The sequence below is a fragment of the Phycobacter azelaicus genome, from assembly GCF_014884385.1.
Classification (GTDB): Bacteria; Pseudomonadota; Alphaproteobacteria; order Rhodobacterales; family Rhodobacteraceae; genus Phycobacter; species Phycobacter azelaicus.
This window is the reverse complement of sequence record NZ_WKFH01000003.1, coordinates 1,476,060-1,501,310: the sequence shown is the minus strand read 5'-3', so window position 1 is coordinate 1,501,310 and position 25,251 is coordinate 1,476,060. Positions and strand designations below refer to the sequence as shown.

Sequence of the window (25,251 nt, the reverse complement as noted above, 5' to 3'; positions counted from 1 at the left end):
ACGCGGTCGAAAAGAGCAAAACCGCCCCAGCACGCGGCCGAGGCGCTGCGGATCATGTTTCCCGGAAGGCCTTGACGAAATAGTCTGTCAGAGGTTTCAGCAGATAGGCCATGGGCGAGCGGTCATTGGTGCGGATGTAGCTTTCCACCGGCATTCCTGGAATGAGCACCGTTCCCTCGGGCAGGCGCTCCAATTCGCCTTCGTCCAGTTCGACCTCGGCGCGATAGTAGGACAGGCCGGTGCCTTCCTGCTCGAAAGCATCGGCCGAAACCTGCGACACCTTTCCGAACAGCTCAGGTGTCTGCCGCTGGTCCAAAGCCGAAAAGCGCAGCGCCGCGGATTGCCCGACAAACAGCTGGTCAATGTCCGTGGGGGCAACCTGAACCGCAATCACCAGAGGTCTGTCCTGCGGCACCAGATACAGCACTGGTTCCGCCGGGCGTATGACCGAGCGGGGCGTGTGAACCTGAAGCCCGTAGATGACTCCCGAAACAGGGGCCGTGATATCCAGCCTGTTCAGCTTTTCCAGGATCGAGCGGCGTGTTTCCGCAAGCTCCAACTCCTGGTAGCGCAGATCGCGCAGGCGAGTGATTGCCTCTTCGCGCTGCTGGGTTTCCAGCGACAGGATCTGGATGTCGATCTCGGTAATCCGGCCCTCGGCCTGCGCCTGATTGGCCAGAAGTTCACCGAGAGAGCCGCTGAGATTGGCCTGCGTTCGGCGCAGGTTCAGTACGGTCCCGGCTTGGGCCAAACCACGTTGCAGCAAAGTTTCCTGATTCTTCAGCTCCTCGCCGATCAGATCCAGCTGAACGCGTATCGAATCCTGCTGCGCCTTGATGCCGACGATCTGGTCCTCAATCTGGGCACCGCGCTTTTCCAGCTGTTCAATCTCACGCGCCCGAGAATCGCGCCGGGCCAGAAACAGCCGCTGCTGTCCCTCCATCAGGTCGCGGACTTCGTCCCGTTCAGCGGCAAGGGCCATCAGTTCGGGGTCGAAACTGATCTCGTCCGTCTCGTCCCGTTCCGCCTCAAGGCGGCCACGACGAGCCATGAGTTCGAACAACTGCCCTTCGGTGATGGTCAAACGCGATTTCAGACCTGTCGCATCAAGGCGAAACAGGACATCGCCCGCAATCACGGTGTCGCCCTCGTCCACCAGGATTTCCGAAACGATCCCACCGTCCAGATGCTGCACCACCTGACGGTTGCGATCCACCTCGATCCGGCCGCTGGCAACAACCGCACCTGCGATTGAGGACATGACAGCCCAGCTGCCAAAACCGCCGACAAGAACCACCAGTCCGATCAGACCGATGATCAGAGGTCGGCGGGCAGACCATTCCTGTTCAACGCTCATTGCACACCTCCGGCCGTCTTGGACTTCTGGATCGTCTGATGGTTGGCCACCATTTCTTTCAGTACCTTGTCCTTCGGACCAAAGGCGGCCTGAACACCCTGATCGATCACAAGAAGCGTGTCGCATTCCTGAATCGCTGCCGGGCGATGAGCCATGATGAGCACGGATTTGCCATCAGCCTTGAGCTGTTTGATCGCGTGATTGAGAGCCACCGAGCCATCGTTATCAAGGTTGGAGTTGGGCTCATCCAGAATGACGATCACCGGATCATCATAAAGCGCGCGCGCCAGCGCAATGCGTTGCATCTGCCCGCCCGAAAGGCGCCCGCCCCCAGCAGAAACAGGCGTGTCATAGCCTTCGGGCAGTTTGACGATCATATCATGGGCGGCAGCTTTCTTGGCGGCGGCCACGACCTTCTCGGCATCAGGCTGCGCACTCAGCCGAGCTATGTTCTGGGCAATCGTGCCATCGAACAGCTGCACGCGCTGCGGCAGGTAGCCGATATGCTTACCCAGAACTTCGGGCGCGTATTGATCGACAGAGGCCCCATCCAGCCGTACGGTACCGGCCGCAGGACGCCAGGCACCTGTCAGGGCTTTGGCAAGGGTCGATTTTCCCGATCCCGACGGGCCGATGACGCCAATGGCCTGCCCGGGTTGAACGCGAAAGCTCACATTGCGCAGAAGGGGCCTTTTGTCGCCGGGCGCAACGACGGCCAATCCCTGCACTTCCAGCAGAGCCTTGGGTTTCGGCAGGGCGGTACGCTCCTGTTCGGGGGGGACCTTGGCCAAAAGCTCACCCAGGTTGTCCCAGCCCTTCATGGCGCGCTGCACCAAAGGCCATTGCCCCAAACCGAGCTCGATCGGAGCGAGGGCCCGGCCCATCAGAATGGAACCGGCAATCATGGCTCCAGGTGTCATCTCTCCTTGCAAGACAAGGTAAGCGCCAAGCCCGAGCATGGCAGACTGTAGGAACAGGCGCAGGGTCTTGGTCAATGTGGTGAACCCGCCACCGGTATCATTGGCAACAAGGTTGTCTCTCAAGGCTGCGCTGCGGGCTGTGGTCCAACGCTGGAACGCGGCATCACGCATGCCCATCGCCTGGATCATCTCTGCTTCCGTACGGATCTCCTCCGACATCAGATTGGCCTTGTGACCGGACGCACTTGCCTTTTGCTGCGGCGTGCGGCTGAACAGCTGATTGAGAAGCGCGATTCCGATCAGAATGGTCCCCCCGGCGAGCGCGAGAATGCCCAGCCAAGGATGGAACAGGGCGATGCCAGCAAGGAAAATGGGCGTCCACGGCAAATCAAAGGCCGCTCCAAGGACCGGAGACGAGATAAACCGCTGGACAGATTCCAGATCGTTCAGGCCGGTCTGCGCAACAGGATCGCGGGCCACGGCCGAGCGCCGTATCATCGCATCAAAAACCCGATGGTCCAAAGCCGACTGGAAACGTGCACCCGCCCGCGCCAGAAGACGCCCCCTGGCATAGTCCAAAAGCCCCATCATCCCATAGAGAAAGACCACCAGAAGCGATAGCGCAACAAGGGTCGCCTCGGACCGGCTGCCCAGCACCCGATCGTAGACTTGCATCATGTAAAGCGGTCCGGTCAGCATCAGCATATTCACGAAAAAGCTGAAAATGCCGGTGGACCAGTAAAGCCCGCGACTGCGGCGCCGAACGGCGCGCAGCTCATCCAATCCGGGTTTAAGTTGTTTTTCCTTCATGTCAGGATCCAATACCTGTTCAATCCGCCCAGTTCATATTAAAGCAGGGATCAAGGCTGGGCGACGCAAACCTGTTCCATATCTGTCACAGTCTGATACTCAAAACGTTTCATGGGTGGGATAGAAGAACATTCCCAATATGTGCCCAGTATGTGCGGCAAATCTGGACCAAGGAAAACCCGGAGCTGATGTCTTATTTTCCCCGATCGATCTTTGTTGTGGTTACCCTGTTTTTTTCAGGGGTCTTGATGAGCGGCTGCGCGACACAGGACCCTGCGGCAAAAGCCGCAGGCGAGATATTCGACCCATATGAGAATACCAACCGGGCCATTCACAAGTTTAACCGTGGCGTAGATCGGCTGGCCTTTCGTCCGGCATCCAAAGGCTATGTCGCGATCGTCCCGGAGCCGATGGTGACCAGTTTTTCGCATTTCGCAGAAAACCTTTCGATGCCCGGGCAGGCCATAAACGCGCTTTTGCAGGGCAACGTCAAAGAATCGGGCATCGCGCTGGCCCGGTTTGCGATCAACACGGTCGTGGGTGTTGGCGGACTGTCCGATCCGGCCAGCGCCTTTGACATTCCAACGGTGGACACCAACTTTGGCGAGACCTTGCATGTTTGGGGCTTCGGCGAGGGCGCCTATGTGGAGTTGCCGGTCTATGGGCCGTCGACCTCTCGGGATGCTGTCGGCGTGATTGCCGACTTTTTCACCAACCCGATCACCTTTGCCCGGCAAAATCCAGCCGACAATATCGGTGTCTACGCTGAGATCGTGCGTCGCCTTGGAGATCGTGGCAGATATTCCGACACAATTGACTCCATTCTTTACGACAGCGCCGATAGCTATGCTCAGGCGCGTCTGATCTACTTGCAAAATCGCCGCTTTGAGTTGGGACAAAGCGCCGAAATCACGGAAATCGATCCGTTCGAATTGGATACTGAAGGGTTTTAACGATGAAACGTCGTATGTTTCTTGCCGCCGCAGGGGCCGCAACTCTGGTCGCACCAGCCGCACTGTCTGCCCTCGATGAGGGATCCGCAGGCCGTCTGATCAATGCTCTCGTGACCGACATCAACAATGTCATCGCCTCGGGCAAATCGGAAACTGCGATGTACCGGGATTTCGAACGTATCTTCGGGCGCTACAGCGATACCTCCTATATTGCGGCCTATGCCATGGGTGTTGACGGCCGCCGCGCAAGCGCCGCGCAGAAAAAAGCCTTTTCAAAGGCTTTCCAGGGCTACATCTCGCGCAAATACGGCCAGCGCTTCCGCGAATTCATTGGCGGGCGACTTGAGGTGACGGGCGTCAAGCGCGTGAAAAAATGGTACGAGGTTTCGACCATCGCTTATCTGCAGGGGCAGTCCCCTTTCGAAGTGACCTTCCTTGTGTCGGACCGCTCTGGCAAGGATCTGTTCTTCAATATGTACATCGAAGGCGTGAACCTGCTGCTGACCGAACGGACCGAGATTGGCGCGATCCTTGACCGGAACCGCGGTGACATCGACAAGATGATCGCGGAGCTGAAGCGCCTGAGCTGACCCAACCGGTCTTTCGTCCATCGGTCAGGGTGCTCCCGCCCGGACATCTGCATTAGAAAATGCCTCTGTCCCGGTAAGCCCTCTGTTCCTTTGAGCATGGTGCCGCGCAGTGAGCGGCGGCGTCATGCTCAGCTGTCTTTTAGATCCGTCAGCACAGCCTAGACGGGCGGGGAGTCCGTTTCTTCCGAGGCGCGATCAGTTGTTCCCGAAAATATCCCGCAGGATGCCATCGACCGCGCGACCAAGTTCTTGTCCCAGACGAGGTCTGTTGCCTGACCCGTTGTTTCGCTGTTCAGTCCGCGCCACCGGCGCCGGTTCCTGCATTGGAAGCGGCTTCGGTTCCAGCCCTTCATGCACACGCACCATGGCCTCGTGCCAGATCTCAGCCGGCAAGCCGCCCCCGGTCACGCCGGTCAGCGGCGTATTGTCATCATAGCCCATCCAGACGCCTGCCACGTAGTCCGCAGTGAAGCCGATGAACCAGGCATCGCGCGCAGCCTGCGTGGTGCCGGATTTCCCAGCCGCCTGCCAGCCGGGGATCTGAGCGCGCTGGCCAGTGCCTTCGGAGATCACCTTTTCCATCATCCAGACCAGTTGCCTTGCTGCCTCCGGGCGGATCACCCTCTCGCCCATGCCGCCACTGGTCCCCATCAGAGGCTCCGTATCCTCCACGAGACTGAGAGACGTCAGCCCGTAAGGCGTTACCGAAGAGCCGCCGTTCAGGATACCGGCATATGCGCCTGTCATCTCCAGAAGCGTGCTCTCCGAAGCGCCCAGGGCCAGAGCCGGCCCTTCCGCCATCTTGTTGTCGATGCCAAAATCTCCCGCCACGCGGCGCACAAGATCACGGCCGACAGCTTCGGAAATCTTGACCGCCGGGACATTCAGAGAGTCCCGCAACGCCTGCGTCAGGGTGATCTCACCATAGTATTTACGCGTGTAGTTCTGCGGGCACCACTCGCCTGACCCCGGAATATTCAGGCAATAGGGTGCATCCAGCACCATATCGAGCGGAGAATAGCCAAGCTCCAGCGCGGTGGCATAGACAAACGGCTTGAAGGCCGAACCGGTCTGCCGCTTGGCCTGTGTGGCCCGGTTGAACACGCCAGAGACGCGCGTTTTGCGCCCACCCACCATGGCCCGCACGGCGCCATCAGCGCTCATCACCACGATGGCGGCCTGCGCTTTCGAGCCTTCGCGCACCTTGGTCGCAAAGACATGCTTCATCGCTTCTTCGACCGCCGCCTGCAGGCGCTGGTCCAGAGTTGTGCGGATCACGACATCCTCGGTCGTCTGATCGCCAAGGAAGCTAGGCACGGTATCCATGACCCAATCGGCAAAATAGCCGCCTGCCCGGGCCTCAGCCGCCTCGCTCAGCTCGGCCGGATTGCTCTGGGCATACCGGGTTTCCTCTGCCGAGAGGTACCCCTGCTCGTTCATCAGGCGCAGCACGGTCGCCGCGCGATCCTGTGAGCGTTTGAGGTTGTTGGTCGGCGCAAGAGAGGACGGCGCCGTCAGCAAGCCGGCAATCATGGCGCCCTCGGCAGCGCTCACCTGGTTTGCGGATTTGCCAAAATAGCGCTGCGCGGCGGCCTCTGCCCCGTAAGCGCCTCCGCCCATATAGGCGCGGTTCATATAGATAGAGAGGATTTCGTCCTTGGTGTACTTAGCCTCCATCGCCATTGCGTAGACCGCCTCGGTCGCTTTGCGCCACAAGGAGCCCTGCCGACAATCCGCCTCATAGGCGCGTTCGCTCTCCCAGACATCGGGGTCATAAACCTGACCGAGGCACAAGAGTTTCGCCGTCTGCTGGGTGATGGTCGAGCCACCATGACCCGAGAGCGGCCCGCGCCCTTCGCTCAGGTTGATGCGCACCGCGCTTGCGATGCCGCGCGGCGAGATGCCGAAATGACGGTAGAACCGCTTGTCCTCGGTGGCGACTATCGCGTTTTTGAGATGCCTTGAAACCGTCTCGGTGGTCACGACCCCGCCGAACTGGTCTCCACGCCATGCAAAGACCTCACCTTTTTCGTCCAAAAGCGTGACAGAGCCGCGGGCCCGCCCGTCCAAAAGAGCCGAAACCTCAGGCAGGTTCACGTATTGATAGCCAACGGCCAGCGCGACCAATGCAGTGCAGATCAGCCCAACACGCCAGGTAAACCCCCAGACGAGTCGAAAGAGCCAGCGAAACGGCAAAAGCAGTGTTCCGATAAAGCCGCGTTTGCGCCGCGCAGCCTGACGGGTGGCTGGCTTCTTTTTCGAAGACCCAAAGAACAGGCGCTTTAACAGGCCCGGAGATTTCCGGCCTTGCGCGGGCTTGCGTGCCGACTTTGCCGTCCTTCGGGATCCACTCTTGGGATAGCGCTTGTCCGCTACCAGTGGCCTGCGCCCTGAACCTTGTGCCATGTCCGTATCCTGCCCAGTATCTACCCGGTGTGCCGTCCAGTATTCCGCCCGGCGCCGAGACCAAAGTTCTGGTTAATGCTTTATTGCTCTGCTGCCCGGTTTGCCCGTTTTGGGAACAATAAACCGATCCATCTGCTTTGTAGAGGGGCAGTTTTGCAGCAAACTCCCTCCTCAAATCGCCCAAAAATACAGCATTGATGCTTTTTTAAGCAAAATAATTAGGCCAATGCCCCCTCCTGCCCCGCCAAACAGGCCCCTTCCTGTTCCCCCGACTCGGGGTGGCCGCTTTTCTGCGGGTGCGAATGGAGCGGACAGAACCGTCCAGAAAAGGGTGTCGAGATGAAAATGATCATAGCAGCCATCAAACCCTTCAAACTCGAGGAGGTCCGCGAAGCGCTGACCAAAATCGGTGTTTCAGGTCTGATGGTGACGGAAATCAAAGGCTTTGGAGCCCAGGCAGGCCACACGGAAATCTACCGTGGTGCCGAATACGAAGTGAACTTCGTACCCAAGGTCAAACTGGAAATCGTAGTGCCGAGCGAGCTGGCAGACCAGGTGGTGGACACCATCTCGTCCACCGCGCGCACGGGCAAGATCGGCGATGGGAAGATCTTTGTCCTGGATGTGGCACAGGCCGTGCGTGTGCGCACCGGCGAAACCAACCTCGAGGCGCTCTAAGCGCTCGTTCTGGAGGAAAATACAGATGCGTAAACTGAAACTTTCACTTGCCACCCTTGGGTTTGCCGCCCTGCCGGGTCTGGCACTGGCCCAGGACGCGGCTGCGCCGGGTTTTGACGAAATCGGTCCCTACATCATGACGACCCTGCTGTTCTGCATGGCAGGCTTCCTGGTGTTCTTCATGGCTGCGGGTTTCGCGATGCTCGAAGGCGGGCTGGTGCGTTCGAAGAACGTCACCATGCAGATGACCAAGAACATCGCGCTCTACTCGATCGCGGCCATCATGTACTGGCTGGTCGGCTTCAACACCATGTATCCGGGCGAGTTCAACGGCTTCTTCTCGCTCGGTGGTCAGACCGTGCTGGATGCGGTTGGCGTATCCGCAGCAGATGCCGCGCTTGACTACGCTTCGGTCGGCTCTGACTTCTTCTTCCAGCTGGTGTTTGTGGCGGCAACCGCGTCCATCGTGTCCGGTGCCCTGGCCGAGCGCATCAAACTGTGGCCTTTCCTGGCCTTTGTCGTTGTCCTGACCGGCTTCATGTACCCGATTTCCGGGTCCTGGCAGTGGGGTGGCGGCTGGCTGTCTGAAATGGGCTTCTCCGATTTCGCAGGCTCCACCGTCGTTCACTCCGTAGGTGGCTGGGCTGCTCTGGCCGGCGCCATCGTCCTCGGCCCGCGTCTGGGCAAGTACAAGGATGGCCGCGTCAACCCGATGCCCGGTTCCAACCTGGCTCTGGCAACGCTCGGCACATTCATCCTGTGGCTCGGCTGGTTCGGCTTCAACGGCGGCTCGCAGCTGGCAATGGGCACCGTGGGTGATGTTTCCGACGTGTCGCGCATCTTTGCCAACACCAACATGGCCGCTGCGGCCGGTGCTGTGACCGCACTGATCCTGACGCAGGTGATGTACAAGAAGGTCGACCTGACCATGGTTCTGAACGGCGCTCTGGCCGGTCTCGTGTCGATCACGGCTGAGCCTCTGGCCCCCACGCTCTTTGGCGCGCTCTGGATCGGTGCCGTCGGTGGTGTAATCGTGGTCTTCACCGTGCCGATGCTGGACAAGTTCAAGATCGACGATGTGGTAGGCGCCATTCCGGTTCACCTGCTGGCAGGCATCTGGGGCACCATCGCGGTCATCTTCTACGGCGACGCCAGCCTCGTGACCCAGCTGACCGGCATCATCGCCTACGGTGTCTTCACCTTCGTGGCCTCGCTGATCGTCTGGTTCATCCTCAAGGCAACCATGGGCATCCGTGTCTCCGAAGAGGATGAGATCAATGGTCTCGACATGTCGGAGCTGGGCATGGAAGCCTATCCGGAGTTCAAGGCAGGCTAAACCCAGCCACCTTACAACGATGCAGGAACGCGGCCTCTCGGGGCCGCGTTTTTCTTTGTCCAACCTTCTTTCACCCAGCATCGGACGCGCCCTCCCGCCCATTCCGGCACAGTCAAAGACTGGGCCTCTACGGTTGGGCCCGGCGCCGCTATCGCGGCACCTGCTGCTCTCCTCTGCCGTCAAAGCCCCGCTCATCAAAGCGCGCCGTGGGTCAAGGGCCGCATAAGCGGCCTCGCGCAAAGCGCGGGGTTCCCTTGAGGCGCGGTGCGCTGTCCTTGACAATGATCAAGGCGCGTTTAAGGGCAGGCCTGCCCTTAAACCGCCTCTCAGCCAAATCCCCAGCGCCGCGTCAGCGGCGCCGGGCCCATGGCCGCAAAGGGGTCTTGCCGCAGGCAAGGCACCTGCGGGCGCGGGAGCCCCCCTTCGTGAAGGTCCCTCATCCAAATGAAAACGCGCCCCCAGTCAGGAGCGCGTTTCGTCGTTCTCATCTCACTTGGCCCAGGTGAATTTGTCCAAGTCAATTTGTTCAGGCGTTCAGACGCCCGCGTCGATGATGGCCTTGGCCAGCAGCGGCACGGTGGTCTTGTTCAGCCCCGCGATGTTCATACGGCTGTCGCCGACCATGTAGATGCCATTGTCAACGCGCATCTTCTCGACAAGGTCCGGCGTGGTCCCCAGCAGCGAGAACATGCCACGGTGCTGCGCGATGAAGCCGAACCGGTCCGAGCCGCTGAGCCGCAGCAACTCATCCGCCAGCTGCTGACGCAGATCAAGCATGCCCAGACGTACTTCTTCCAGCTCAGAAGCCCAATCGGCGCGCAGGGCGTCATCATTGAGGATCATCGTCACCAGGCGCGCGCCATGATCCGGCGGGAAAGAGAAGTTCTGCCGGTTGAGGAACGCCAGCGTGCCCTGGTTCAGCGCCTGGGCGCTGCCATCCTGGCTGACCGCCATCAGAAGGCCGGTGCGCTCACGATAGATGCCGAAGTTCTTGGAGCAGCTCGCCGCGATCAGGCATTCGGGCGTCTGGGCCGCCACCATGCGCACGCCTGCCGCGTCTTCCTCCAAGCCGTCGCCAAAGCCCTGGTAGGCGATGTCGATCATCGGGATCAGGCCGCGGGCGTTCAGAAGGTCGATCACCTCCTGCCACTGGCTCACGTTCAGGTTGGCGCCGGTCGGGTTGTGGCAGCAGCCGTGCAGCAGCACAACATCGCCCTTTTCGGCGCCCTTCAGATCCTCGATCATCCCGCCAAAGTTCACGCCGCGGGTTTCGCGGTCGAAATAGCGATAGGTGACGGTCTCGATGCCAACGTATTTCAGGATCGAAATGTGGTTCGGCCAGGTCGGATCCGACACGAACACGCGCGCCTTGGGGTTGGCCATCTTGATCAGTTCAAAGGCCTGACGCACCGCGCCGGTGCCGCCCGGAGTGGCGGCGGCGGCAATATTTCCGCGCGCGACGCTATCCGCAAGGATCAGCTTGATCATGGCATCGGCGTAGCCAGGATCGCCCGCAAGTCCGGTGTAGGCCTTGGTGGTTTCTTCTTCCCACAGCTTGTGCTCGGCCGCCTTGATCGCGCGCATCACCGGGGTGACGCCCTCGGCGTTCTTGTAGACACCGACGCCAAGGTCGATCTTCTGCTCCCGCGGATCTTCGCGGTACATCTGCATCAGCGCCAGGATCTTGTCGGCTGGCTGGGGTTTGAGGGTCTCGAACATCAGTTCTCTCCGGTTGCAACGGGTAGGGTCGGGAAGGCGCCCCATTCGGACCAGGAGCCGTCATAAAGCGCATGATCGGTTTTGCCGATCCGCTCCAGGGCCAGGCTGAGAACGGCGGCGGTCACGCCCGAGCCGCAGGTGGTGATGGCAGGTTTCTTGAGGTCGACACCGGCGCCTTCGAAGGTGGCGCGGATACCGGCCGCGTCCTTCATGGTGCCATCGGAATTCAGAAGGTCGGTGTAGGGCACGTTTTTCGATCCCGGAATATGGCCTGCCCGCAGCCCTTCGCGGGGTTCGGGCGCTTCGCCGCGGAACCGGGCGGCAGCGCGGGCGTCGATGATCTCGTGATCGCCCAGCTTGGCCGCAGCCGACACCTGCGTCACATCGCGCACCAGGCTGTTTTGCACCCGCACGGTCATGTGGCGATCACGGATCACCGGCGGCAGGTCCTCCACCGGGTGTCCCTCGGCCTGCCATTTCGGCAGACCGCCATCCAGAACGGCTACGTTGGTCTGCCCCATCAGGCGGAACAGCCACCAGACGCGCGCCGCAGATTTCAGACCGGCACCATCATAGACCACCACCTGGTGCCCGTCGCCCACGCCCATCGCCCGCAGGCGCGACATGAACTTTTCCACCGGCGGCGCCATATGCGGCAGATCCGAGCGGTGATCGGCCACATCGTCGATATCGAAAAAGCGCGCGCCGGGTATATGAGCGGCGTCATATTCGGCCTTGGGATCGCGGTTTTCGTTCGGCAAGTACCAGGAGCCGTCCAGAATGCGCAGGTCGGGGTCCTTCAAATGGGCCGCCAGCCAATCGGTCGACACCAGGGTTTTCGGATCATCCATCTTTCGAGGCCTCCCCTTCAGGTTCGCAGGGCCAATACCGCCCAGGCCATATGTGCCGGGCAACAAACGCTCGGGCATGGGTACAACCCACCGCCACAAGGCGCAAGAGAGCGCACCGACGCGGTACAATATTTGCAACTTCACGACACAAATGGCACGCCAAAACGGCCTTTAGCGCGCGTCCTTCAAAAGACGCTGCTTCTGGCGGGACCAGTCACGCTTTGCCTGGGTTTCACGCTTGTCGTGATTCTTCTTGCCCTTGGCGATGCCGATCTTCAGCTTGGCGATGCCGCGATGGTTGAAATACAGGACCAGCGGCACCAGGGTCATCCCCTTGCGCTGGGTCGCATTCCACAGCCGCGCCAGCTCCTTGCGCGAAACCAAAAGCTTGCGGCGGCGACGCTCCTCGTGCTTGAACATCTTGGCCTGCTCATAAGGCGCAATGTAGGAGTTCACGAGCCACAGCTCTCCGTCATCCACGGTCGCGTAGGATTCCGAGATGTTCGAGCCGCCCGCACGCAGGGACTTCACCTCGGAGCCTTCCAGGATGATCCCACACTCCAGATCCTCTTCGATAGCATAGTCGAACCGCGCCCGGCGGTTTTCGGCAATTACCTTGTAGTTCGGATCTGATTTCTGTTTGGCCATGGCAGGCAGATGTAAGCGCGCCCGGCGGCAGACGCAAGATGACTCAGCATAGCCTGTCAGGCACGGTGACTGCGGAGCAGGGTGAATACTCCACTGGCCACGATTACCGCACTGCCGATCAGGGTCAATGCATCGGGCCGTTCGCCAAAAACCAGCACGCCTAGCACCATGGCAAAGACCAGCCGCGTATAGCGGAAGGGTGCCACAACCGAGATTTCGCCCAGTCGCATCGCACCTGTCAGGGCCGTATAGGCCAGAACTCCGATGACCGTGGCACAGGTCAGATCAAGCCATATACGAGGCGACAGATCTGCGGCCTGCATCTCACCGAGCCCAGTCCAACCCAGCATGATGACGCCGGCAATCACCAGCATGGCAAAGCCTAAAAGACCCAGCTGGCTGTTGTGCATGTCCTTTGGCGCAGCGCGGGTTGCCAGATCGCGACCGGCAAAGCCGAGCGTTCCGGCCACGGCAAACAAAGAGGCAGGCTCGAACCCGCTCAACCCGGGGCGCAGGATGATCAAAACGCCAATGAATCCGGCCAGGATTGCCAGCCAGCGCCGCCAGCCGACCGTCTCGCCAAAGAAGACTACCGCGCCAGCCGCCACCACCAGCGGTGTCGCCTGCAGGATTGCCGATGCCGAAGAAAGCGGCGTCAGCGCGATGGCCAGCGTATAGCAAAGCCGCCCCGCCACCTCTGACAAAGAGCGCAACGCCATCGCGCGCGTGCAAAAACCCGGATGCCACAGGGGCTGACCCTGCGCACGCGCCATGGCCGCAAAGATCACCATACCGCCACAGCCGAATATCAAAAGGATCAGCCCCACCGGCAGGCTTTGGGCTGCGGATTTGATAAACATATCCTCCAGCGCGAAGGCGGCCATGGCCAGCACCATCAACAGGCTGCCGCGCAGCGTCTCCATCGGTGCGTCCTCCAATCGGCCTTTGCATCTATGCCCTAGCCCTAGTCAGGCCGCACAGGATGAACAAGCGCTGTCAGCGGGCTTGGCACAATATCGTGATCCACCCGCGGGTGCAGCGTGATCATCTGACCAGTTCAGGCCGTTCGATAGTGATGCATGTTGAGAAAGGCCGCCCCGTCTTTTCCTGCGCGATAACCATGGGACTGATCGGCGGCAAAGCGCAGCCCTTCCCCCACCTCCAGCCGCTTCCATGCCCCGTCGCTCAGCACCTCAAGAGGTCCTTCGAGCACGAAAACTTCTTCGGTGACGCCCGCATCATGGGCTTGGGATTGGTGGCATTGATCCGGCTTCAGGCGCACATGAAAGGTCTCGGCGCCAAGGATGGGATCATAGGGAAAGACGATCTTGACCGCGATGCTGCCGGGGAACTGCACGGTGCGAAACACGCTTTCGCCCAGGATCTTGGGGCGGTTGGCGTCCTCGATCAGGGCAGTCAGAGGCAGGTGAAACCCCTTCGCGATCTTCCAGAGCGTCGCGATGGTCGGGCTTGATTCGCCCCGTTCGATCTGCCCCAACATCGCTTTGGACACGCCAGTGGCCTCCGCCGCGCGCGACAGGCTGAAACCCGCCTCGGCCCTTATCTGCTTCAGATTCTGGGCAATCTTGTCTTCGCTCAAAGGGGATGACGCGGGTGGGGTCGGCATCTGTGTCAGGTCTCTTCAAAAAAGGCTTGTGCGTTATAGCGCACGGCGCATATTGTGCGCTATAACGCACAGGCTGATCCTACAAGAGCCAAAAACCTAGGAAAACCCCTTTCAGAAAGCACCCCGATGCCGCAGCTGAAACTCTCCCATATCACGGCCGGTGCTGTCGCCGTTCTGGTGGGCTACACCAGTTCGGTGGCGATCATCTTTCAGGCCATCGATGCGCTCGGCGCGACACAGGCGCAGGCCAACAGCTGGCTTCTGGCGCTGGGGATTGGCATGGGGGTGACCAGCCTGATCCTGTCGTTTCGGTTCCGCATGCCGGTGCTGACCGCCTGGTCCACGCCCGGCGCAGCTCTGCTTGCGTTGGGCGGCGGCGCGACCACCCTGCCCGAGGCGACCGGCGCCTTCCTGTTCTGCGCAGTCCTGCTGACGCTGACGGGCCTTACCGGCTGGTTTGAACGGCTGGCGTGCCTGATCCCGGACACGCTGGCAAATGCGCTTTTGGCCGGAATCCTGTTCCGCTTTGGGCTAGAGGCGTTCTCATCTATGGAAGAAGACATCTGGCTTGTCGCCGTCATGGGCGCAGCTTTCCTGATGGCAAAGCTATATGCCCCGCGTTATGCGATCCCGCTGGTGCTGCTGGCAGGCATTCTCTGGGCCAGCGCGGCGGGCAGCTTTGGTGACATCGCCCAGTTGAATTTGACTCTTGCCACCCCAGAGGCCGTGAAACCCGAATTCACGCTTTCAGCGTTCATCGGCCTTGGTCTGCCGCTTTATATCGTCACCATGTGCTCGCAGAACATGCCCGGCGTCGTGACCCTGCGCAGCGCGGGCTATGTTCCGCCTGTTTCCGCTGCAATGACGGTGACCGGGCTTGCCTCGCTGATCCTGGCGCCCTTTGGCGGCTATACTTTCAACCTTGCCGCCATAACCGCTGCCATTTGTGCAGGCCCCGAGGCCGATGAAGACCCAAAGACCCGCTATCTGGCCGTGGTCGCCGCCGGGGTGATCTACTGCCTTGTGGGGCTGGGCGGCGCGGCGGTGATCTCACTTTTCCTGATCGCGCCCCATGCTTTGGTGGCCACCGTTGCCGGGCTTGCCTTGCTATCGACAATCGGCAACGGGCTGTCCCATGCGCTGGAGCCGACAGCGGGCCGTGAGGCCGCGCTCCTGTGTTTCATGGGCACGGTTTCCGGCATCAGCTTCCTGGGTATCGGAGCGCCCTTCTGGGCCCTGCTGATTGGCCTTGTCGCGCACATCACCCTCAGCCGCCCTGCACCGGCCCTATTCCGGAAAACAACATGATCCCATCCAGAACAGCTCTACAATGCAGAGCAAAACAACCAAAACCGTTCCTCAGTTATTGCATTTGTTTCGCAAATCATGTCCCTGAGGGTAAAAAAGGGAAATAGCCACATGCCAATGTACCGATCCAGAACCTCCACCCATGGACGCAACATGGCCGGCGCGCGTGGCCTTTGGCGCGCAACCGGCATGAAGGACGATGATTTCGGCAAGCCGATCATCGCCATTGTCAACTCCTTCACCCAATTCGTGCCCGGTCACGTCCACCTCAAGGATCTCGGCCAGATGGTCGCCCGCGAGGTGGAGGCTGCAGGCGGCGTTGCCAAGGAATTCAACACCATCGCGGTGGATGACGGCATCGCCATGGGACATGACGGTATGCTCTACTCGCTGCCCTCGCGCGAGGTGATCGCGGATTCGGTAGAATACATGGTCAACGCCCACTGCGCCGACGCCATGGTCTGCATTTCCAACTGCGACAAGATCACGCCCGGCATGCTCATGGCCGCAATGCGCCTGAATATCCCGGCGATCTTTGTCTCAGGTGGTCCGATGGAAGCGGGCAAGATCGACATCGCTGATCTAGACGCCAAAAAAATCGACCTGGTGGACGCCATGGTCGCCGCAGCCAGCGAGACCTTCACCGACGAGCAGGTCAAGCACATCGAGGAAAACGCCTGCCCCACCTGCGGCTCCTGCTCGGGCATGTTCACGGCAAACTCGATGAACTGCCTGGCCGAGGCGCTGGGGCTCGCCCTGCCCGGAAACGGCTCGACCCTGGCGACCCACGCCGACCGCAAGCAGCTGTTCCTTGAGGCCGGCCGTCGCATCGTCGACATCACCAAGCGTCACTACGTGGGCGAGGAAAAGGGCCTGCTGCCGCGCGAAATTGCCACCTTCGAGGCCTTCGAGAACGCCATGAGCCTCGATATCGCCATGGGCGGCTCGACCAATACCGTGCTGCACCTTCTGGCCATCGCCAACGAAGGCAAGGTTGATTTCAACATGTCCCACATGGACCAGCTCAGCCGCAAGGTGCCGTGCCTGTGCAAGGTCGCGCCCAATATCGAAAACGTCCACATGGAGGACGTGCACCGCGCCGGTGGCATCTTCTCGATCCTGGGCGAGCTTTCGCGCGCGGGCCTTTTGCACAACGACTGCTCGACGGTACATTCCAGCACCATGGGCGAGGCAATCGCCAAATGGGATATCGCCGTTGCCAACAACCCCGAGGCCGAAGAACTGTTCAAGGCCGCCCCGGGCGGCGTGCGCACCACGCAGGCGTTCAGTCAGTCCAACCGCTACAAGGAGTTGGACACCGACCGCAAAGGCGGCGTGATCCGCTCGGCCGAACATGCGTTTTCCAAGGACGGGGGGCTTGCGGTGCTATTCGGCAATATCGCCGAGGACGGCTGCATCGTGAAAACCGCGGGCGTGGATGAAAGCATCCTCAAATTTACCGGCTCGGCCTATGTCTGCGAAAGCCAGGATCAGGCCGTCAGCGACATCCTGACAGGCAAGGTCAAGGAGGGCGACGTGGTGGTGATCCGCTATGAGGGCCCGCGCGGCGGTCCGGGGATGCAGGAAATGCTTTACCCGACCTCATACCTCAAATCCAAAGGTCTGGGCAAAGCCTGCGCGCTTCTGACCGACGGTCGTTTCTCGGGCGGCACCTCGGGGTTGTCGATCGGTCACGTCTCGCCTGAGGCAGCGGAAGGCGGCGCCATCGGCCTGGTGCAGACCGGCGACACCATCGAGATCGACATCCCGAACCGGTCGATCCACCTGGCAGTTTCGGACGAAGAGCTCGCCACCCGCCGCGCCGCGCAGGATGCGGCAGGCTGGAAACCGGCAAAACCGCGCAAGCGCAAGGTCTCGACCGCGCTCAAGGCCTACGCCATGCTGACCACCAGCGCCGCCAAAGGCGCCGTCCGCGCGCTGCCGGACGACGCGTAACCTCTACAAGAACCCATAAAGGCCCCTCGCCAAACCGGCTGAGGGGCCTTTTTCATCAGAGCCTTTTCCCGAATTAGGTAAACCGACGCCCTCCCGCGCCCGCAGGTGCCTTACCTTCGGCAATTCCCCTTTGCGGCCTTGGGCCCGGCGCCGCATACGCGGCGCCGCCCCTCCAGCCGAACCGGATCGCACCGCGGGTCAAGGGCCGCGCCAGCGGCCTCGCGCGAAGCGCGGGGTTCCCTTGAGGCGGGGTGGGGTCCTTTTCACAATCGGCATGGCGCGTTCAGGGCAGACCTGCCCCTGAACCGCTTCTGAGCCAAAACCCTTGGCGCCGCGTCAGCGGCGCCACGCCCAACCATCGGATAGGCATTTTCAATGCCAGAACGATGGGCGGGAGCACCCCGCTTGTCTGAACAGGTCAGTCGCCAAGCTTGGCGTGCACCTCGTCAAGATCAATCTCTCCCACTGGCATCTTGTTGGCGGGGTTTTCGAAATCGTATTTGAACAGCTCGAAATCCCGCTTGTAGATCTCGTAGACCAGATGCATGGACAGATCGTCGAAGTAATCCTCCACCGGGTGCGCGCGTTTGGGGCCGTGGCCTTCGCTTTCGTTGAAGCGCGGGATCGTTGCCAGATCCACCTTGTGCGGCGTCTCGATCGCATCAAGCACCTCTTGCATCCCGTCGTTGAAGGCCTCGGTCCAGATGATCTTGTCGTATTTGCCGCCGTTCACGATGAAGGTCGATACATGGCCCGAAGTCGCCGACCAGTGGATGTCCGGATCCATCGGACGGCGCCAGCGGATGGTGTCACGCGCGAACAAGAGGAACCGTCGAAAGCTCCTGATCTGGTCAAACTCCTGCTTGCCGTCCTCGCCGCCGACCTCGATCCCGTAATCATAGGCCAGCTTGGGTACCAGATTGCCGCGGTATCTCCTGCCATTGCGCTGGATGCCGCAGATCTTGTCAAAGAACGAGCTAAGGATACGCGTGTAGGGGTTACGCACGCAGGTAAAGGCATAGGTCTCATGCCCCTGCACCGCCTGAGTGATACGTTCCTGGCTGTGCTCCTGAGCCCATTTGTGCAGACCCTCGGTGGAATCGTGGATATCCCCGTCAAAGAAGCGGCCGTGATCCGAATAGTAGAGGATCTGCCCAATGGTCGAGCAGGCGCATTTGGGCACCACGCGATAGATCACGCTTTCGCTTTCGGTCATCCAGGTTCCCGGAAACCCCATTTGCCGCCCTCTTTCCGCCTGTAGTTCGCGGCAACAATGCCCATATCGCCTTCAAAAGACAAATAATCTTGTTTCACCCCGGAGCGCGCCGCCTTATCAAGAGTACAATTCACCGAAAACCGGGCATATCGTCGTCAGAATGGCAAAAATCGCGTATCTCCTGCTCTGCCACAAGGACCCAGAGGCCATCATCCAGCAGGCTGAGCGGCTGACCGCGGCTGGCGATTACATGGTTATCCATTTCGACGGACACGCAAGCGATCAGGAATTCGACGAGATCCGCGCAACGCTGAAAGACAACCCCAACGTCTGTTTTACCCGACGCCGCATCAAGTGCGGCTGGGGGGAATGGTCACTGGTTCAGGCAACACTCAAAGCCATTGAAGCAGGGCTCGAAGCCTTCCCGCGGGCAAGCCATTTCTACATGCTCTCTGGCGACTGCATGGCGATCAAGACCGCTCAATACGCGCATCAGTTCCTGGACCGACACGACTGTGATTTCATCGAGAGCGTCGACTTCTTCGAAAGCAACTGGATCAAGACCGGCATGAAAGAGGAGCGGCTGATCTACCGGCACTACTTCAATGAGCGCAAACACAAGCGCCTGTTCGAGATGAGCGTTGCACTCCAGCAAAAGTTGGGACTTGAGCGCAAGATCCCAGCCGATCTACAGATGCAGATCGGCAGCCAATGGTGGTGCCTACGGCGCCGCACGGTCGAATCCATCATTGATCTTGTGAAGAAGCGTCGCGACATCATCCGCTTTTTCCGCACCACATGGATCCCGGATGAGACCTTCTTTCAGACACTGGTGCGCCACCTGGTACCAGAGCCTGAAATACAAAGCCGCACGTTGACCTTCCTGGTGTTCACCGACTACGGGATGCCAGTGAACTTCTACAATGATCACTACGATTTACTGCTAGGCCAGGATTTTCTCTTTGCCCGCAAGATCAGCCCCGAGGCCAAGGATTTGAAACGCCGTCTCGGGCGTCTCTACATGGCAGAGGACGTGGAGTTCCAGATCTCTGACGAGGGGCGGAACCTCTATCAGTTCCTCGCACAGCGCGGCCGCATCGGGCAACGGTTTGCCCCCCGCTTCTGGGAGGCCGAAAGCACTCTGGGGCGCGACCGCGAACTGATCATGGTGGTGTGCAAGAAATGGCATCTGGCCAAACGCCTTGTTCACAGGGTTGAGGAGATGACCGGTACCCCTGCCCTTGGATATCTGTTCCATGAGGAGCAGACGCCTCTGCCCGAACTTGGCGGGATCGAGACCTCTCTGGACAAGCGCAACCGCCATCGCCGTGCGTTGATGCGTATGCTGTTCGATTATTTCGGGGCCAAGCGGATGATCGTTTGTGTCGATCCATCCGGACTTGAGCTGTTGCAGGATTTTTCGTCAGACAGATCGACGACCCGAATCCTGAACCTAGAATGTCGTTTCTCGGACCAGGACCTACTTGATCATGCCCAGCGCAGCGGGCTGCTTGGCCCGCAGACGCCTGCACAGACACGGGACAGGATCCTTCCCACCATACGCAACGACATCAACCACGAAGTCGACCGGATCCGCGAGGCAGGGTTCTCCGATTACCACGCCTTGCGTGAAAGCGATGACAGGGCCCAGATTGCCCAGACGCTGAACGCGGCCTTTGGCCTGTCGGCACAGGAGGTAGAGCGCATGACCTGGGACAAGGGCGTGTTCGCCGACTAGCCGACAGGGAGCTGATCAAGACCCCTTCCGGCCAAACCAGCGGCGCAGGCGGCTCTTCTTTTCGGCGATCGCATCACCAGCCGCATAAAGGCTGTCTTCCACATCCTCGATCATCGGATCCAGCCGGTTTCGCCGGAACCTGCGCCACCGGACGTAGACAGCCCAGAACAAGGCCGCAATCAGCACCAGGATCACCATGCTCACCCAGTTGAGCGGCTTGTCCCCCGGTCCCGCAACCGCACGGATCGCAACAGCGTTGGGAAAAGCCGACAGGAACTCGCTGCGCCAGCCATAGTGCAGCACTGCGACCCATTCGGGGTCCGCCTTGTTGGAGATCGAGTCGTTTGCCTCGGTATAAAGATTGGCCGTGTCGAACTTGAAATAGGGCGGCCAGTTCCAACCTGTATCCTCGTTCCGGTAGACCACCGCATCACCATCGGGTCGCACGGCTTGAATGAACTGCACATCACGGTTGCTGATCGTCGCCGACTGGGTATCCGGGGTAGACCAGAAAATACGGGTCCAGTCGTTCAGCTCGATGCGCTCCTCGTAGGTATTGACGATGCGCACCACGTCGTATTGCGGCAGCGTGTAATGCAGAAAGGCACCGAACAGTACCCAGATGGTGATCAGAAAACCCCATTTGATGTAACCCATTACGGTCTCCTATGCGAAATTGACCATGTAAATCACCAAAGCAATCAGGCTCAGCGGCACGATGTAGACCAGGAGCAGCAGCTTGCGCCGAACAGACCGGTCGAACTGTCTCAGTCCCCGCTGGATGAACGCCGCGCGGTCCCCGGTCAACCCCTTGTCTGCCCAGCGTCGGTTCAGTTTGGCCCGGTGCATTTGTCGTGAATAGAACCACAGGATCCCATAGACCACCGTGAGCACGAACATCAAAAAGAAAACCAGCCGAATAAACGCCAAAGCCTCTGCCCCCTGCACGCGTCAAGCCACGAAAGCATCCGTGGCTGATACTGTGAACATAAGCACTTTAGGAGGGATGCCAATGCCGGGCAGGCATGCCTAGATGTGCGGCGCTTTCCTCAGCATGTTGATTGTCACTGAGAACTGACCCGGTAGCCCTATAAATTGTCACTGAGAATTGACCCATGTGAACACACTTCCCCGACGGTTTTGGTTGGGGGGATTAGGAGTGATCGACATGGGATTTTTGAGTGTCATTCGACGCTGGGCATTGCGTGACAAAATGCCAATCAGGGAGATTGCCCGGCGGACGGGTTTGTCTCGGAACACGATCAAGAAGTATCTGCGTGAAGGTGCGGTGGAACCGCAGTTCAAGACGCCCAAGCGTCCAAGCAAGCTGGACCCCTACGCGGATCGGCTGTCAGCCTGGCTTTTAATCCAGACGCGGAAGTCACGCAAAGAGCGGCGGACAGTGAAGCAAATGCATGCTGATCTTGTGAAGCTGGGATATAATGGTTCCTATGAACGCGTGGCAGCTTTCGCCCGGGCATGGCGTGAAGATCGGCATCGAGCGGAACAGACGACGGGGCGCGGCACCTACGTGCCTTTGGTGTTCGCGCCCGGCGAAGCCTTCCAATTCGATTGGAGCGAGGACTGGGCCAACATCGGCGGTGAGCGCGTCAAACTTCAGGTCGCTCATATCAAGCTATCGCACAGCCGCGCTTTCTTGGTGCGGGCCTACCCGCTGCAAACGCACGAGATGCTGTTTGACGCCCACTGGCATGCATTCCGCGTGTTCGGCGGTGTGCCTGGTCGCGGGATCTATGACAATATGAAGACCGCCGTTGATCGTGTGGGCAAAGGCAAGCAGCGGGACGTCAATGCACGCTTCAAGGCTATGGCCAGCCACTACGTGTTTGAGCCCGAGTTCTGCAATCCGGCGGCCGGTTGGGAGAAAGGCCAGGTTGAGAAGAACGTGCAGGATGCGCGCAACCGCATGTGGCAGGTCATGCCGGTCTGCGCCGATCTGGCAGAGCTGAACCAATGGCTTGAAGATCGCTGTATCGCCCTTTGGACAGAGACGCCGCACAAGGCTTTGCCGGGGTCCATCGCTGACGTGTGGGAGGCCGAGAAGCCTACGCTGATGGCACTGCCGCCGGCATTCGATGGCTTTATCGAACACAGTAAGCGTGTGTCACCCACATGCCTGATCACTTTCGAACGCAATCGCTACAGCGTTCCCGCCAGCTTTGCGAACCGCCGTGTCAGTTTGCATGTCTATCCCGAACGGCTGATCGTGGTCGCTGAAGGGCAAACGGTTTGCAAGCATGCGCGGATCATCGAGCGGTCTCATCGCAAGCCCGGCAAGGTCATCTATGACTGGCGCCACTATCTCGCTGTTATCCAACGCAAACCGGGCGCACTTCGGAATGGTGCGCCGTTCACGGAGATGCCGGATGCCTTCCGTCAATTGCAGGATCACATGCTGCGTAAAGAAGGCGGTGACCGAGAGATGGTCGACATTCTGTCTTTGGTCCTTCAGCACAACGAAGAGGACGTTTTGTGTGCAGTGGAGCTGGCACTTGAAGCAGGCGTCCCCACCAAGACGCACATCCTGAACCTGTTGCATCGATTGATCGACCGCAGACCGACAGATCACCCCGAGGTCGATCCGCCGGACGCACTGGCATTGCAGACAACGCCAGTGGCCAACGTCGGTCGCTATGACGGGTTGCGACAGACTGAGGAGAAGCGCCATGCGTCATGACCCAGCAGGAGCCTCTATCGTCATCATGCTGCGCAGTCTTAAGCTCTATGGCATGGCAAATGCGATTGAAGACTTGGTCGCCCAGGGCGCGCCAGCGTTCGAAGCTGCCACACCAATGCTGTCACAGCTGCTCAAGGCCGAGATCGCCGAACGCGAGGTACGGTCCATCGCCTACCACACGAAGGTCGCCCGCTTCCCCGCATACAAGGATCTGACGGGCTTCGACTTTGCATCGAGTGAGATCAACGAAGCGACAGTGCGGCAGCTACACCGATGCGAGTTTATCGAAGCGGCCGAGAATGTCGTTTTGATCGGCGGTCCCGGAACGGGCAAGAGCCACACAGCCACAGCAATCGGCGTCCAAGCCATCGAACATCACCGGCGTAAGGTGCGCTTCTTCTCGACCGTGGAATTGGTCAACGCGCTGGAGCAGGAGAAGGCGCTTGGTAAGGCAGGGAAACTGGCTGAGATGCTGACGAAGGTCGACTTGGTCATCTTGGACGAACTCGGCTACCTGCCGTTCAGTTCATCTGGCGGGGCGCTGCTCTTCCATCTGCTCAGCAAGCTCTACGAGCGCACCAGCGTCATCATCACCACAAACCTCAGCTTCTCAGAATGGGCGCAGGTCTTCGGGGATGCAAAGATGACAACCGCGCTCCTCGATAGGCTGACTCACCGCTGCCACATCCTCGAAACCGGAAACGACAGCTACCGCTTCAAGGCCAGCGCTGAGGCTGCAAAAAAAACACGAAAGGAGGCCAAAACATTGACCGCGTCATAAACCACGACGCATAACTGAGGGTGGGTCAAATCTCGGTGAAAATACCGGGTCAGTTCTCAGTGACAATCAACACTCAGCACAAGGAACGTCATCATTCCAAGCGGCGGCAGGCTTTCCTGCTCTGTCAGGGCAAGGCTGCCCTCGCTCAGGATCGTTTCGATCTCGAAATCGGAGTGCCAGCCCAGCACATTGGCGAAGGGTGCCGAGATCCTTTCCATCGTCGCCAGCACGCCATCGGTGCTTTTGAAGTGGTTGCTGATTACCACCTCACCCCCCGGTTTCAGCACGCGGGCGATTTCGGCCATCACCTTTTGCGGCTCGGGCACCACCGACAGCACATGCATGGCCGCGACCGTGTCAAAAGAGGCATCCGGAAAATCGAGGCTGCGGGCATCCATCTGGCGCAGGGCCTCAACGTTCTGCAGGTTCATCTCGGCCACGCGTTTCTTGGCCTTGGCCAGCATATCTTGGCTGAAATCGATGCCCGTGACGCGCACATCTGAGCCGTAGTGCGGCAGCGACAGCCCCGTACCCACGCCCACCTCCAGTACCGAGCCGCCACGCTTATTGATATAGCCCACCACGCGCCGTCGCCCGGCGCCAGTCACCGCTCCGAATGTCTTGTCGTAAATCGGCGCCCAGCGCGCATAGGTTGATTGAACCGCTTTCAGTTCCAATCGCCTGCCTCCCCGTTTGTGTTACGAGATCAATCCGGCACCTTACGGATCAACCCCCAGATCACCAGAACCACATAAGCAAGGCACAGAACAACCAGAGTCGTCCAAGCATAGGTCAGAACCGCCGCCCCCGCAAAGGCACAACCTACAAGGAAGTACTTTACATTCTCGCGGCTGATTTTCATCGCTTTCGGCGACCATGTGGGAATGCGGCTGATCATCAAAAAGCCGATCACCACCATGTGGAAACAGATCAACAGACCCGGGATGACCAGCCCCTCGGCAAAGGAAAACGACAAGAACATCGGCAGCATCGCCAGCATCGCCCCGGCGGGCGAGGGGATGCCGGTGAAATAGCCAAGGCGCTCCCCGATCACCGGTTCTTCGGATTTCGCGGCCACGTTGAACCGCGCCAGCCGCACCACGCAGCAAACCGAGAACACCAGGACCGAGATCCACCCGGCACTGCGCATATCCTGCAAGGCCCAGAAATAGATCACCAGCGGCGCGGCAACGCCGAAGTTGAGGAAATCGGCCAGCGAGTCCAGCTCGGACCCCATCTTGCTATCGCTACCCAGCGCCCGCGCCAACCGCCCGTCAAGCCCATCGAGCAGCGCCGCCAGAAGGATCAGCTGCACCGCCAGCACGTAATTGCCCTGCACCCCGAACCGGATCGCCGAAAGCCCCGCACAGATCGCCCCCACCGTCATGATGTTCGGCAGCAGCTGGATCAGGGCGTATTCGTTCTTCGTCTTCTTGGGCAGATCGTCCATGGGGCGGAGGTCAGTCTTGTCAGAGGTCATATGAGGTCATGGCGGGGGAGGCAAAGGTCCAAAGCCCCACCCTCCCCTGCATAGCGCAGCAGAGCCGCCCCCGCTATGCCTGATCACAGGGGGGCGTGCAATGGATACAAAGAACAGAGGCAAGGTTCCTAAAAGCAGTCCGCGGGGAGTCAAAACCGGGTCTTGCGCGCTCTTTGGCT

Annotated in this window: 22 protein-coding genes; 9 read left to right on the top strand and 13 right to left on the bottom strand. The window is 60.0% G+C overall.

Annotated elements, in window-relative coordinates:
• Window positions 1-52: 52 nt before the first annotated feature.
• Window positions 53-1,357 (bottom strand): HlyD family type I secretion periplasmic adaptor subunit, encoded by a 1,305-nt coding sequence (locus INS80_RS08165; RefSeq protein WP_192965150.1) that lies wholly within the window; start codon window positions 1,355-1,357, stop codon window positions 53-55.
• Window positions 1,354-3,087: a type I secretion system permease/ATPase gene (locus INS80_RS08160; protein WP_192965149.1), complete on the bottom strand. Its 1,734-nt coding sequence runs from the start codon at window positions 3,085-3,087 to the stop codon at window positions 1,354-1,356. The genes INS80_RS08165 and INS80_RS08160 overlap by 4 nt, the downstream gene beginning before the upstream one ends.
• A 188-nt stretch (window positions 3,088-3,275) precedes the next feature.
• On the opposite strand from INS80_RS08160, the gene INS80_RS08155 reads away from it, so the two are divergent.
• A complete protein-coding gene (locus tag INS80_RS08155; RefSeq protein ID WP_192965148.1) occupies window positions 3,276-4,040 on the top strand; it encodes an MlaA family lipoprotein in 765 nt (254 codons plus the stop codon).
• A gap of 2 nt (window positions 4,041-4,042) precedes the next feature.
• Window positions 4,043-4,630, top strand: coding sequence for an MlaC/ttg2D family ABC transporter substrate-binding protein (locus INS80_RS08150; RefSeq protein ID WP_192965147.1), 588 nt, complete (start codon window positions 4,043-4,045; stop codon window positions 4,628-4,630).
• 195 nt (window positions 4,631-4,825) lie between these two features.
• Here INS80_RS08150 and INS80_RS08145 read toward each other — a convergent pair whose 3' ends face one another.
• Window positions 4,826-7,036, bottom strand: coding sequence for a transglycosylase domain-containing protein (locus INS80_RS08145; RefSeq protein ID WP_192965146.1), 2,211 nt, complete (start codon window positions 7,034-7,036; stop codon window positions 4,826-4,828).
• A 339-nt stretch (window positions 7,037-7,375) separates the two neighbouring features.
• Between INS80_RS08145 and INS80_RS08140 the strand changes: the two genes are divergently transcribed.
• Complete coding sequence (locus tag INS80_RS08140; RefSeq protein ID WP_192965145.1) at window positions 7,376-7,714, top strand: P-II family nitrogen regulator; 339 nt, start codon at window positions 7,376-7,378, stop codon at window positions 7,712-7,714.
• Between the two features lie 25 nt (window positions 7,715-7,739).
• On the top strand, window positions 7,740-9,050 hold the full coding sequence (locus INS80_RS08135) for an ammonium transporter (RefSeq protein ID WP_192965144.1): 1,311 nt from the start codon (window positions 7,740-7,742) through the stop codon (window positions 9,048-9,050).
• A gap of 534 nt (window positions 9,051-9,584) precedes the next feature.
• Here the strand turns inward: INS80_RS08135 and INS80_RS08130 are convergent.
• The 5 genes from INS80_RS08130 to INS80_RS08110 all read right to left on the bottom strand — a co-directional run bounded on the left by INS80_RS08130 (window position 9,585) and on the right by INS80_RS08110 (window position 13,895).
• The gene (locus tag INS80_RS08130; protein ID WP_192965143.1) at window positions 9,585-10,769 is read right to left on the bottom strand and encodes an amino acid aminotransferase; all 1,185 of its coding nucleotides are present in this window, start codon (window positions 10,767-10,769) and stop codon (window positions 9,585-9,587) included.
• Window positions 10,769-11,620 (bottom strand): 3-mercaptopyruvate sulfurtransferase, encoded by an 852-nt coding sequence (sseA, locus tag INS80_RS08125; RefSeq protein ID WP_192965142.1) that lies wholly within the window; start codon window positions 11,618-11,620, stop codon window positions 10,769-10,771. Before sseA ends, INS80_RS08130 begins: the two co-directional genes overlap by 1 nt.
• 171 nt (window positions 11,621-11,791) lie before the next feature.
• The gene (smpB, locus tag INS80_RS08120) at window positions 11,792-12,268 is read right to left on the bottom strand and encodes an SsrA-binding protein SmpB (RefSeq protein WP_192965141.1); all 477 of its coding nucleotides are present in this window, start codon (window positions 12,266-12,268) and stop codon (window positions 11,792-11,794) included.
• Window positions 12,269-12,324: 56 nt separating this feature from the next.
• Window positions 12,325-13,191 carry a DMT family transporter gene (locus INS80_RS08115; protein WP_192965140.1) on the bottom strand — a complete coding sequence of 289 codons (867 nt, stop codon included), beginning with the start codon at window positions 13,189-13,191 and terminating at the stop codon, window positions 12,325-12,327.
• Window positions 13,192-13,325: 134 nt separating this feature from the next.
• Window positions 13,326-13,895, bottom strand: coding sequence for a helix-turn-helix domain-containing protein (locus tag INS80_RS08110; protein WP_192965139.1), 570 nt, complete (start codon window positions 13,893-13,895; stop codon window positions 13,326-13,328).
• 126 nt (window positions 13,896-14,021) lie between these two features.
• Between INS80_RS08110 and INS80_RS08105 the strand changes: the two genes are divergently transcribed.
• Both INS80_RS08105 and ilvD read left to right on the top strand, forming a co-directional pair.
• Window positions 14,022-15,203, top strand: coding sequence for a benzoate/H(+) symporter BenE family transporter (locus INS80_RS08105; RefSeq protein WP_192965138.1), 1,182 nt, complete (start codon window positions 14,022-14,024; stop codon window positions 15,201-15,203).
• Between the two features lie 111 nt (window positions 15,204-15,314).
• Window positions 15,315-17,159 carry a dihydroxy-acid dehydratase gene (ilvD, locus tag INS80_RS08100; RefSeq protein WP_192965137.1) on the top strand — a complete coding sequence of 615 codons (1,845 nt, stop codon included), beginning with the start codon at window positions 15,315-15,317 and terminating at the stop codon, window positions 17,157-17,159.
• Window positions 17,160-17,577: 418 nt separating this feature from the next.
• Here ilvD and INS80_RS08095 read toward each other — a convergent pair whose 3' ends face one another.
• A complete protein-coding gene (locus tag INS80_RS08095) occupies window positions 17,578-18,396 on the bottom strand; it encodes a sulfotransferase family protein (protein ID WP_192965136.1) in 819 nt (272 codons plus the stop codon).
• A 139-nt stretch (window positions 18,397-18,535) separates the two neighbouring features.
• On the opposite strand from INS80_RS08095, the gene INS80_RS08090 reads away from it, so the two are divergent.
• Window positions 18,536-20,113, top strand: coding sequence for a DUF5928 domain-containing protein (locus tag INS80_RS08090; protein WP_192965135.1), 1,578 nt, complete (start codon window positions 18,536-18,538; stop codon window positions 20,111-20,113).
• A 15-nt stretch (window positions 20,114-20,128) separates the two neighbouring features.
• Here the strand turns inward: INS80_RS08090 and INS80_RS08085 are convergent, their stop codons facing one another.
• Window positions 20,129-20,770: a DUF1523 family protein gene (locus INS80_RS08085; RefSeq protein ID WP_192965134.1), complete on the bottom strand. Its 642-nt coding sequence runs from the start codon at window positions 20,768-20,770 to the stop codon at window positions 20,129-20,131.
• A gap of 9 nt (window positions 20,771-20,779) precedes the next feature.
• Window positions 20,780-21,013, bottom strand: coding sequence for a hypothetical protein (locus tag INS80_RS08080; RefSeq protein WP_192965133.1), 234 nt, complete (start codon window positions 21,011-21,013; stop codon window positions 20,780-20,782).
• A gap of 268 nt (window positions 21,014-21,281) precedes the next feature.
• On the opposite strand from INS80_RS08080, the gene istA reads away from it, so the two are divergent.
• The gene (gene istA, locus INS80_RS08075; protein ID WP_110732346.1) at window positions 21,282-22,811 is read left to right on the top strand and encodes an IS21 family transposase; all 1,530 of its coding nucleotides are present in this window, start codon (window positions 21,282-21,284) and stop codon (window positions 22,809-22,811) included.
• Window positions 22,801-23,592 carry an IS21-like element helper ATPase IstB gene (gene istB / locus INS80_RS08070; RefSeq protein ID WP_050687164.1) on the top strand — a complete coding sequence of 264 codons (792 nt, stop codon included), beginning with the start codon at window positions 22,801-22,803 and terminating at the stop codon, window positions 23,590-23,592. The genes istA and istB overlap by 11 nt, the downstream gene beginning before the upstream one ends.
• A gap of 56 nt (window positions 23,593-23,648) precedes the next feature.
• Here istB and INS80_RS08065 read toward each other — a convergent pair whose 3' ends face one another.
• Together INS80_RS08065 and pssA are read right to left on the bottom strand one after the other, a co-directional pair.
• A complete protein-coding gene (locus INS80_RS08065; protein ID WP_192965132.1) occupies window positions 23,649-24,269 on the bottom strand; it encodes a class I SAM-dependent methyltransferase in 621 nt (206 codons plus the stop codon).
• 29 nt (window positions 24,270-24,298) lie between these two features.
• Window positions 24,299-25,042: a CDP-diacylglycerol--serine O-phosphatidyltransferase gene (gene pssA, locus INS80_RS08060; RefSeq protein WP_192965131.1), complete on the bottom strand. Its 744-nt coding sequence runs from the start codon at window positions 25,040-25,042 to the stop codon at window positions 24,299-24,301.
• Window positions 25,043-25,251 lie beyond the last annotated feature (209 nt).

Excerpts from the sequence above, each read along its gene's own strand:
- istA (WP_110732346.1), top strand. The coding sequence starts at position 21,282 with ATGGGATTTTTGAGTGTCATTCGACGCTGGGCATTGCGTGACAAAATG.
- INS80_RS08105 (WP_192965138.1), top strand. The coding sequence starts at position 14,022 with ATGCCGCAGCTGAAACTCTCCCATATCACGGCCGGTGCTGTCGCCGTT.
- INS80_RS08110 (WP_192965139.1), bottom strand. The coding sequence starts at position 13,895 with ATGCCGACCCCACCCGCGTCATCCCCTTTGAGCGAAGACAAGATTGCC.
- INS80_RS08150 (WP_192965147.1), top strand. The coding sequence starts at position 4,043 with ATGAAACGTCGTATGTTTCTTGCCGCCGCAGGGGCCGCAACTCTGGTC.
- INS80_RS08085 (WP_192965134.1), bottom strand. The coding sequence starts at position 20,770 with ATGGGTTACATCAAATGGGGTTTTCTGATCACCATCTGGGTACTGTTC.
- INS80_RS08115 (WP_192965140.1), bottom strand. The coding sequence starts at position 13,191 with ATGGAGACGCTGCGCGGCAGCCTGTTGATGGTGCTGGCCATGGCCGCC.
- INS80_RS08140 (WP_192965145.1), top strand. The coding sequence starts at position 7,376 with ATGAAAATGATCATAGCAGCCATCAAACCCTTCAAACTCGAGGAGGTC.
- INS80_RS08130 (WP_192965143.1), bottom strand. The coding sequence starts at position 10,769 with ATGTTCGAGACCCTCAAACCCCAGCCAGCCGACAAGATCCTGGCGCTG.
- istB (WP_050687164.1), top strand. The coding sequence starts at position 22,801 with ATGCGTCATGACCCAGCAGGAGCCTCTATCGTCATCATGCTGCGCAGT.
- INS80_RS08095 (WP_192965136.1), bottom strand. The coding sequence starts at position 18,396 with ATGGGGTTTCCGGGAACCTGGATGACCGAAAGCGAAAGCGTGATCTAT.
- ilvD (WP_192965137.1), top strand. The coding sequence starts at position 15,315 with ATGCCAATGTACCGATCCAGAACCTCCACCCATGGACGCAACATGGCC.
- smpB (WP_192965141.1), bottom strand. The coding sequence starts at position 12,268 with ATGGCCAAACAGAAATCAGATCCGAACTACAAGGTAATTGCCGAAAAC.
- INS80_RS08135 (WP_192965144.1), top strand. The coding sequence starts at position 7,740 with ATGCGTAAACTGAAACTTTCACTTGCCACCCTTGGGTTTGCCGCCCTG.
- INS80_RS08160 (WP_192965149.1), bottom strand. The coding sequence starts at position 3,087 with ATGAAGGAAAAACAACTTAAACCCGGATTGGATGAGCTGCGCGCCGTT.
- INS80_RS08165 (WP_192965150.1), bottom strand. The coding sequence starts at position 1,357 with ATGAGCGTTGAACAGGAATGGTCTGCCCGCCGACCTCTGATCATCGGT.
- INS80_RS08145 (WP_192965146.1), bottom strand. The coding sequence starts at position 7,036 with ATGGCACAAGGTTCAGGGCGCAGGCCACTGGTAGCGGACAAGCGCTAT.
- pssA (WP_192965131.1), bottom strand. The coding sequence starts at position 25,042 with ATGGACGATCTGCCCAAGAAGACGAAGAACGAATACGCCCTGATCCAG.
- INS80_RS08155 (WP_192965148.1), top strand. The coding sequence starts at position 3,276 with ATGTCTTATTTTCCCCGATCGATCTTTGTTGTGGTTACCCTGTTTTTT.
- sseA (WP_192965142.1), bottom strand. The coding sequence starts at position 11,620 with ATGGATGATCCGAAAACCCTGGTGTCGACCGATTGGCTGGCGGCCCAT.
- INS80_RS08080 (WP_192965133.1), bottom strand. The coding sequence starts at position 21,013 with ATGTTCGTGCTCACGGTGGTCTATGGGATCCTGTGGTTCTATTCACGA.
- INS80_RS08090 (WP_192965135.1), top strand. The coding sequence starts at position 18,536 with ATGGCAAAAATCGCGTATCTCCTGCTCTGCCACAAGGACCCAGAGGCC.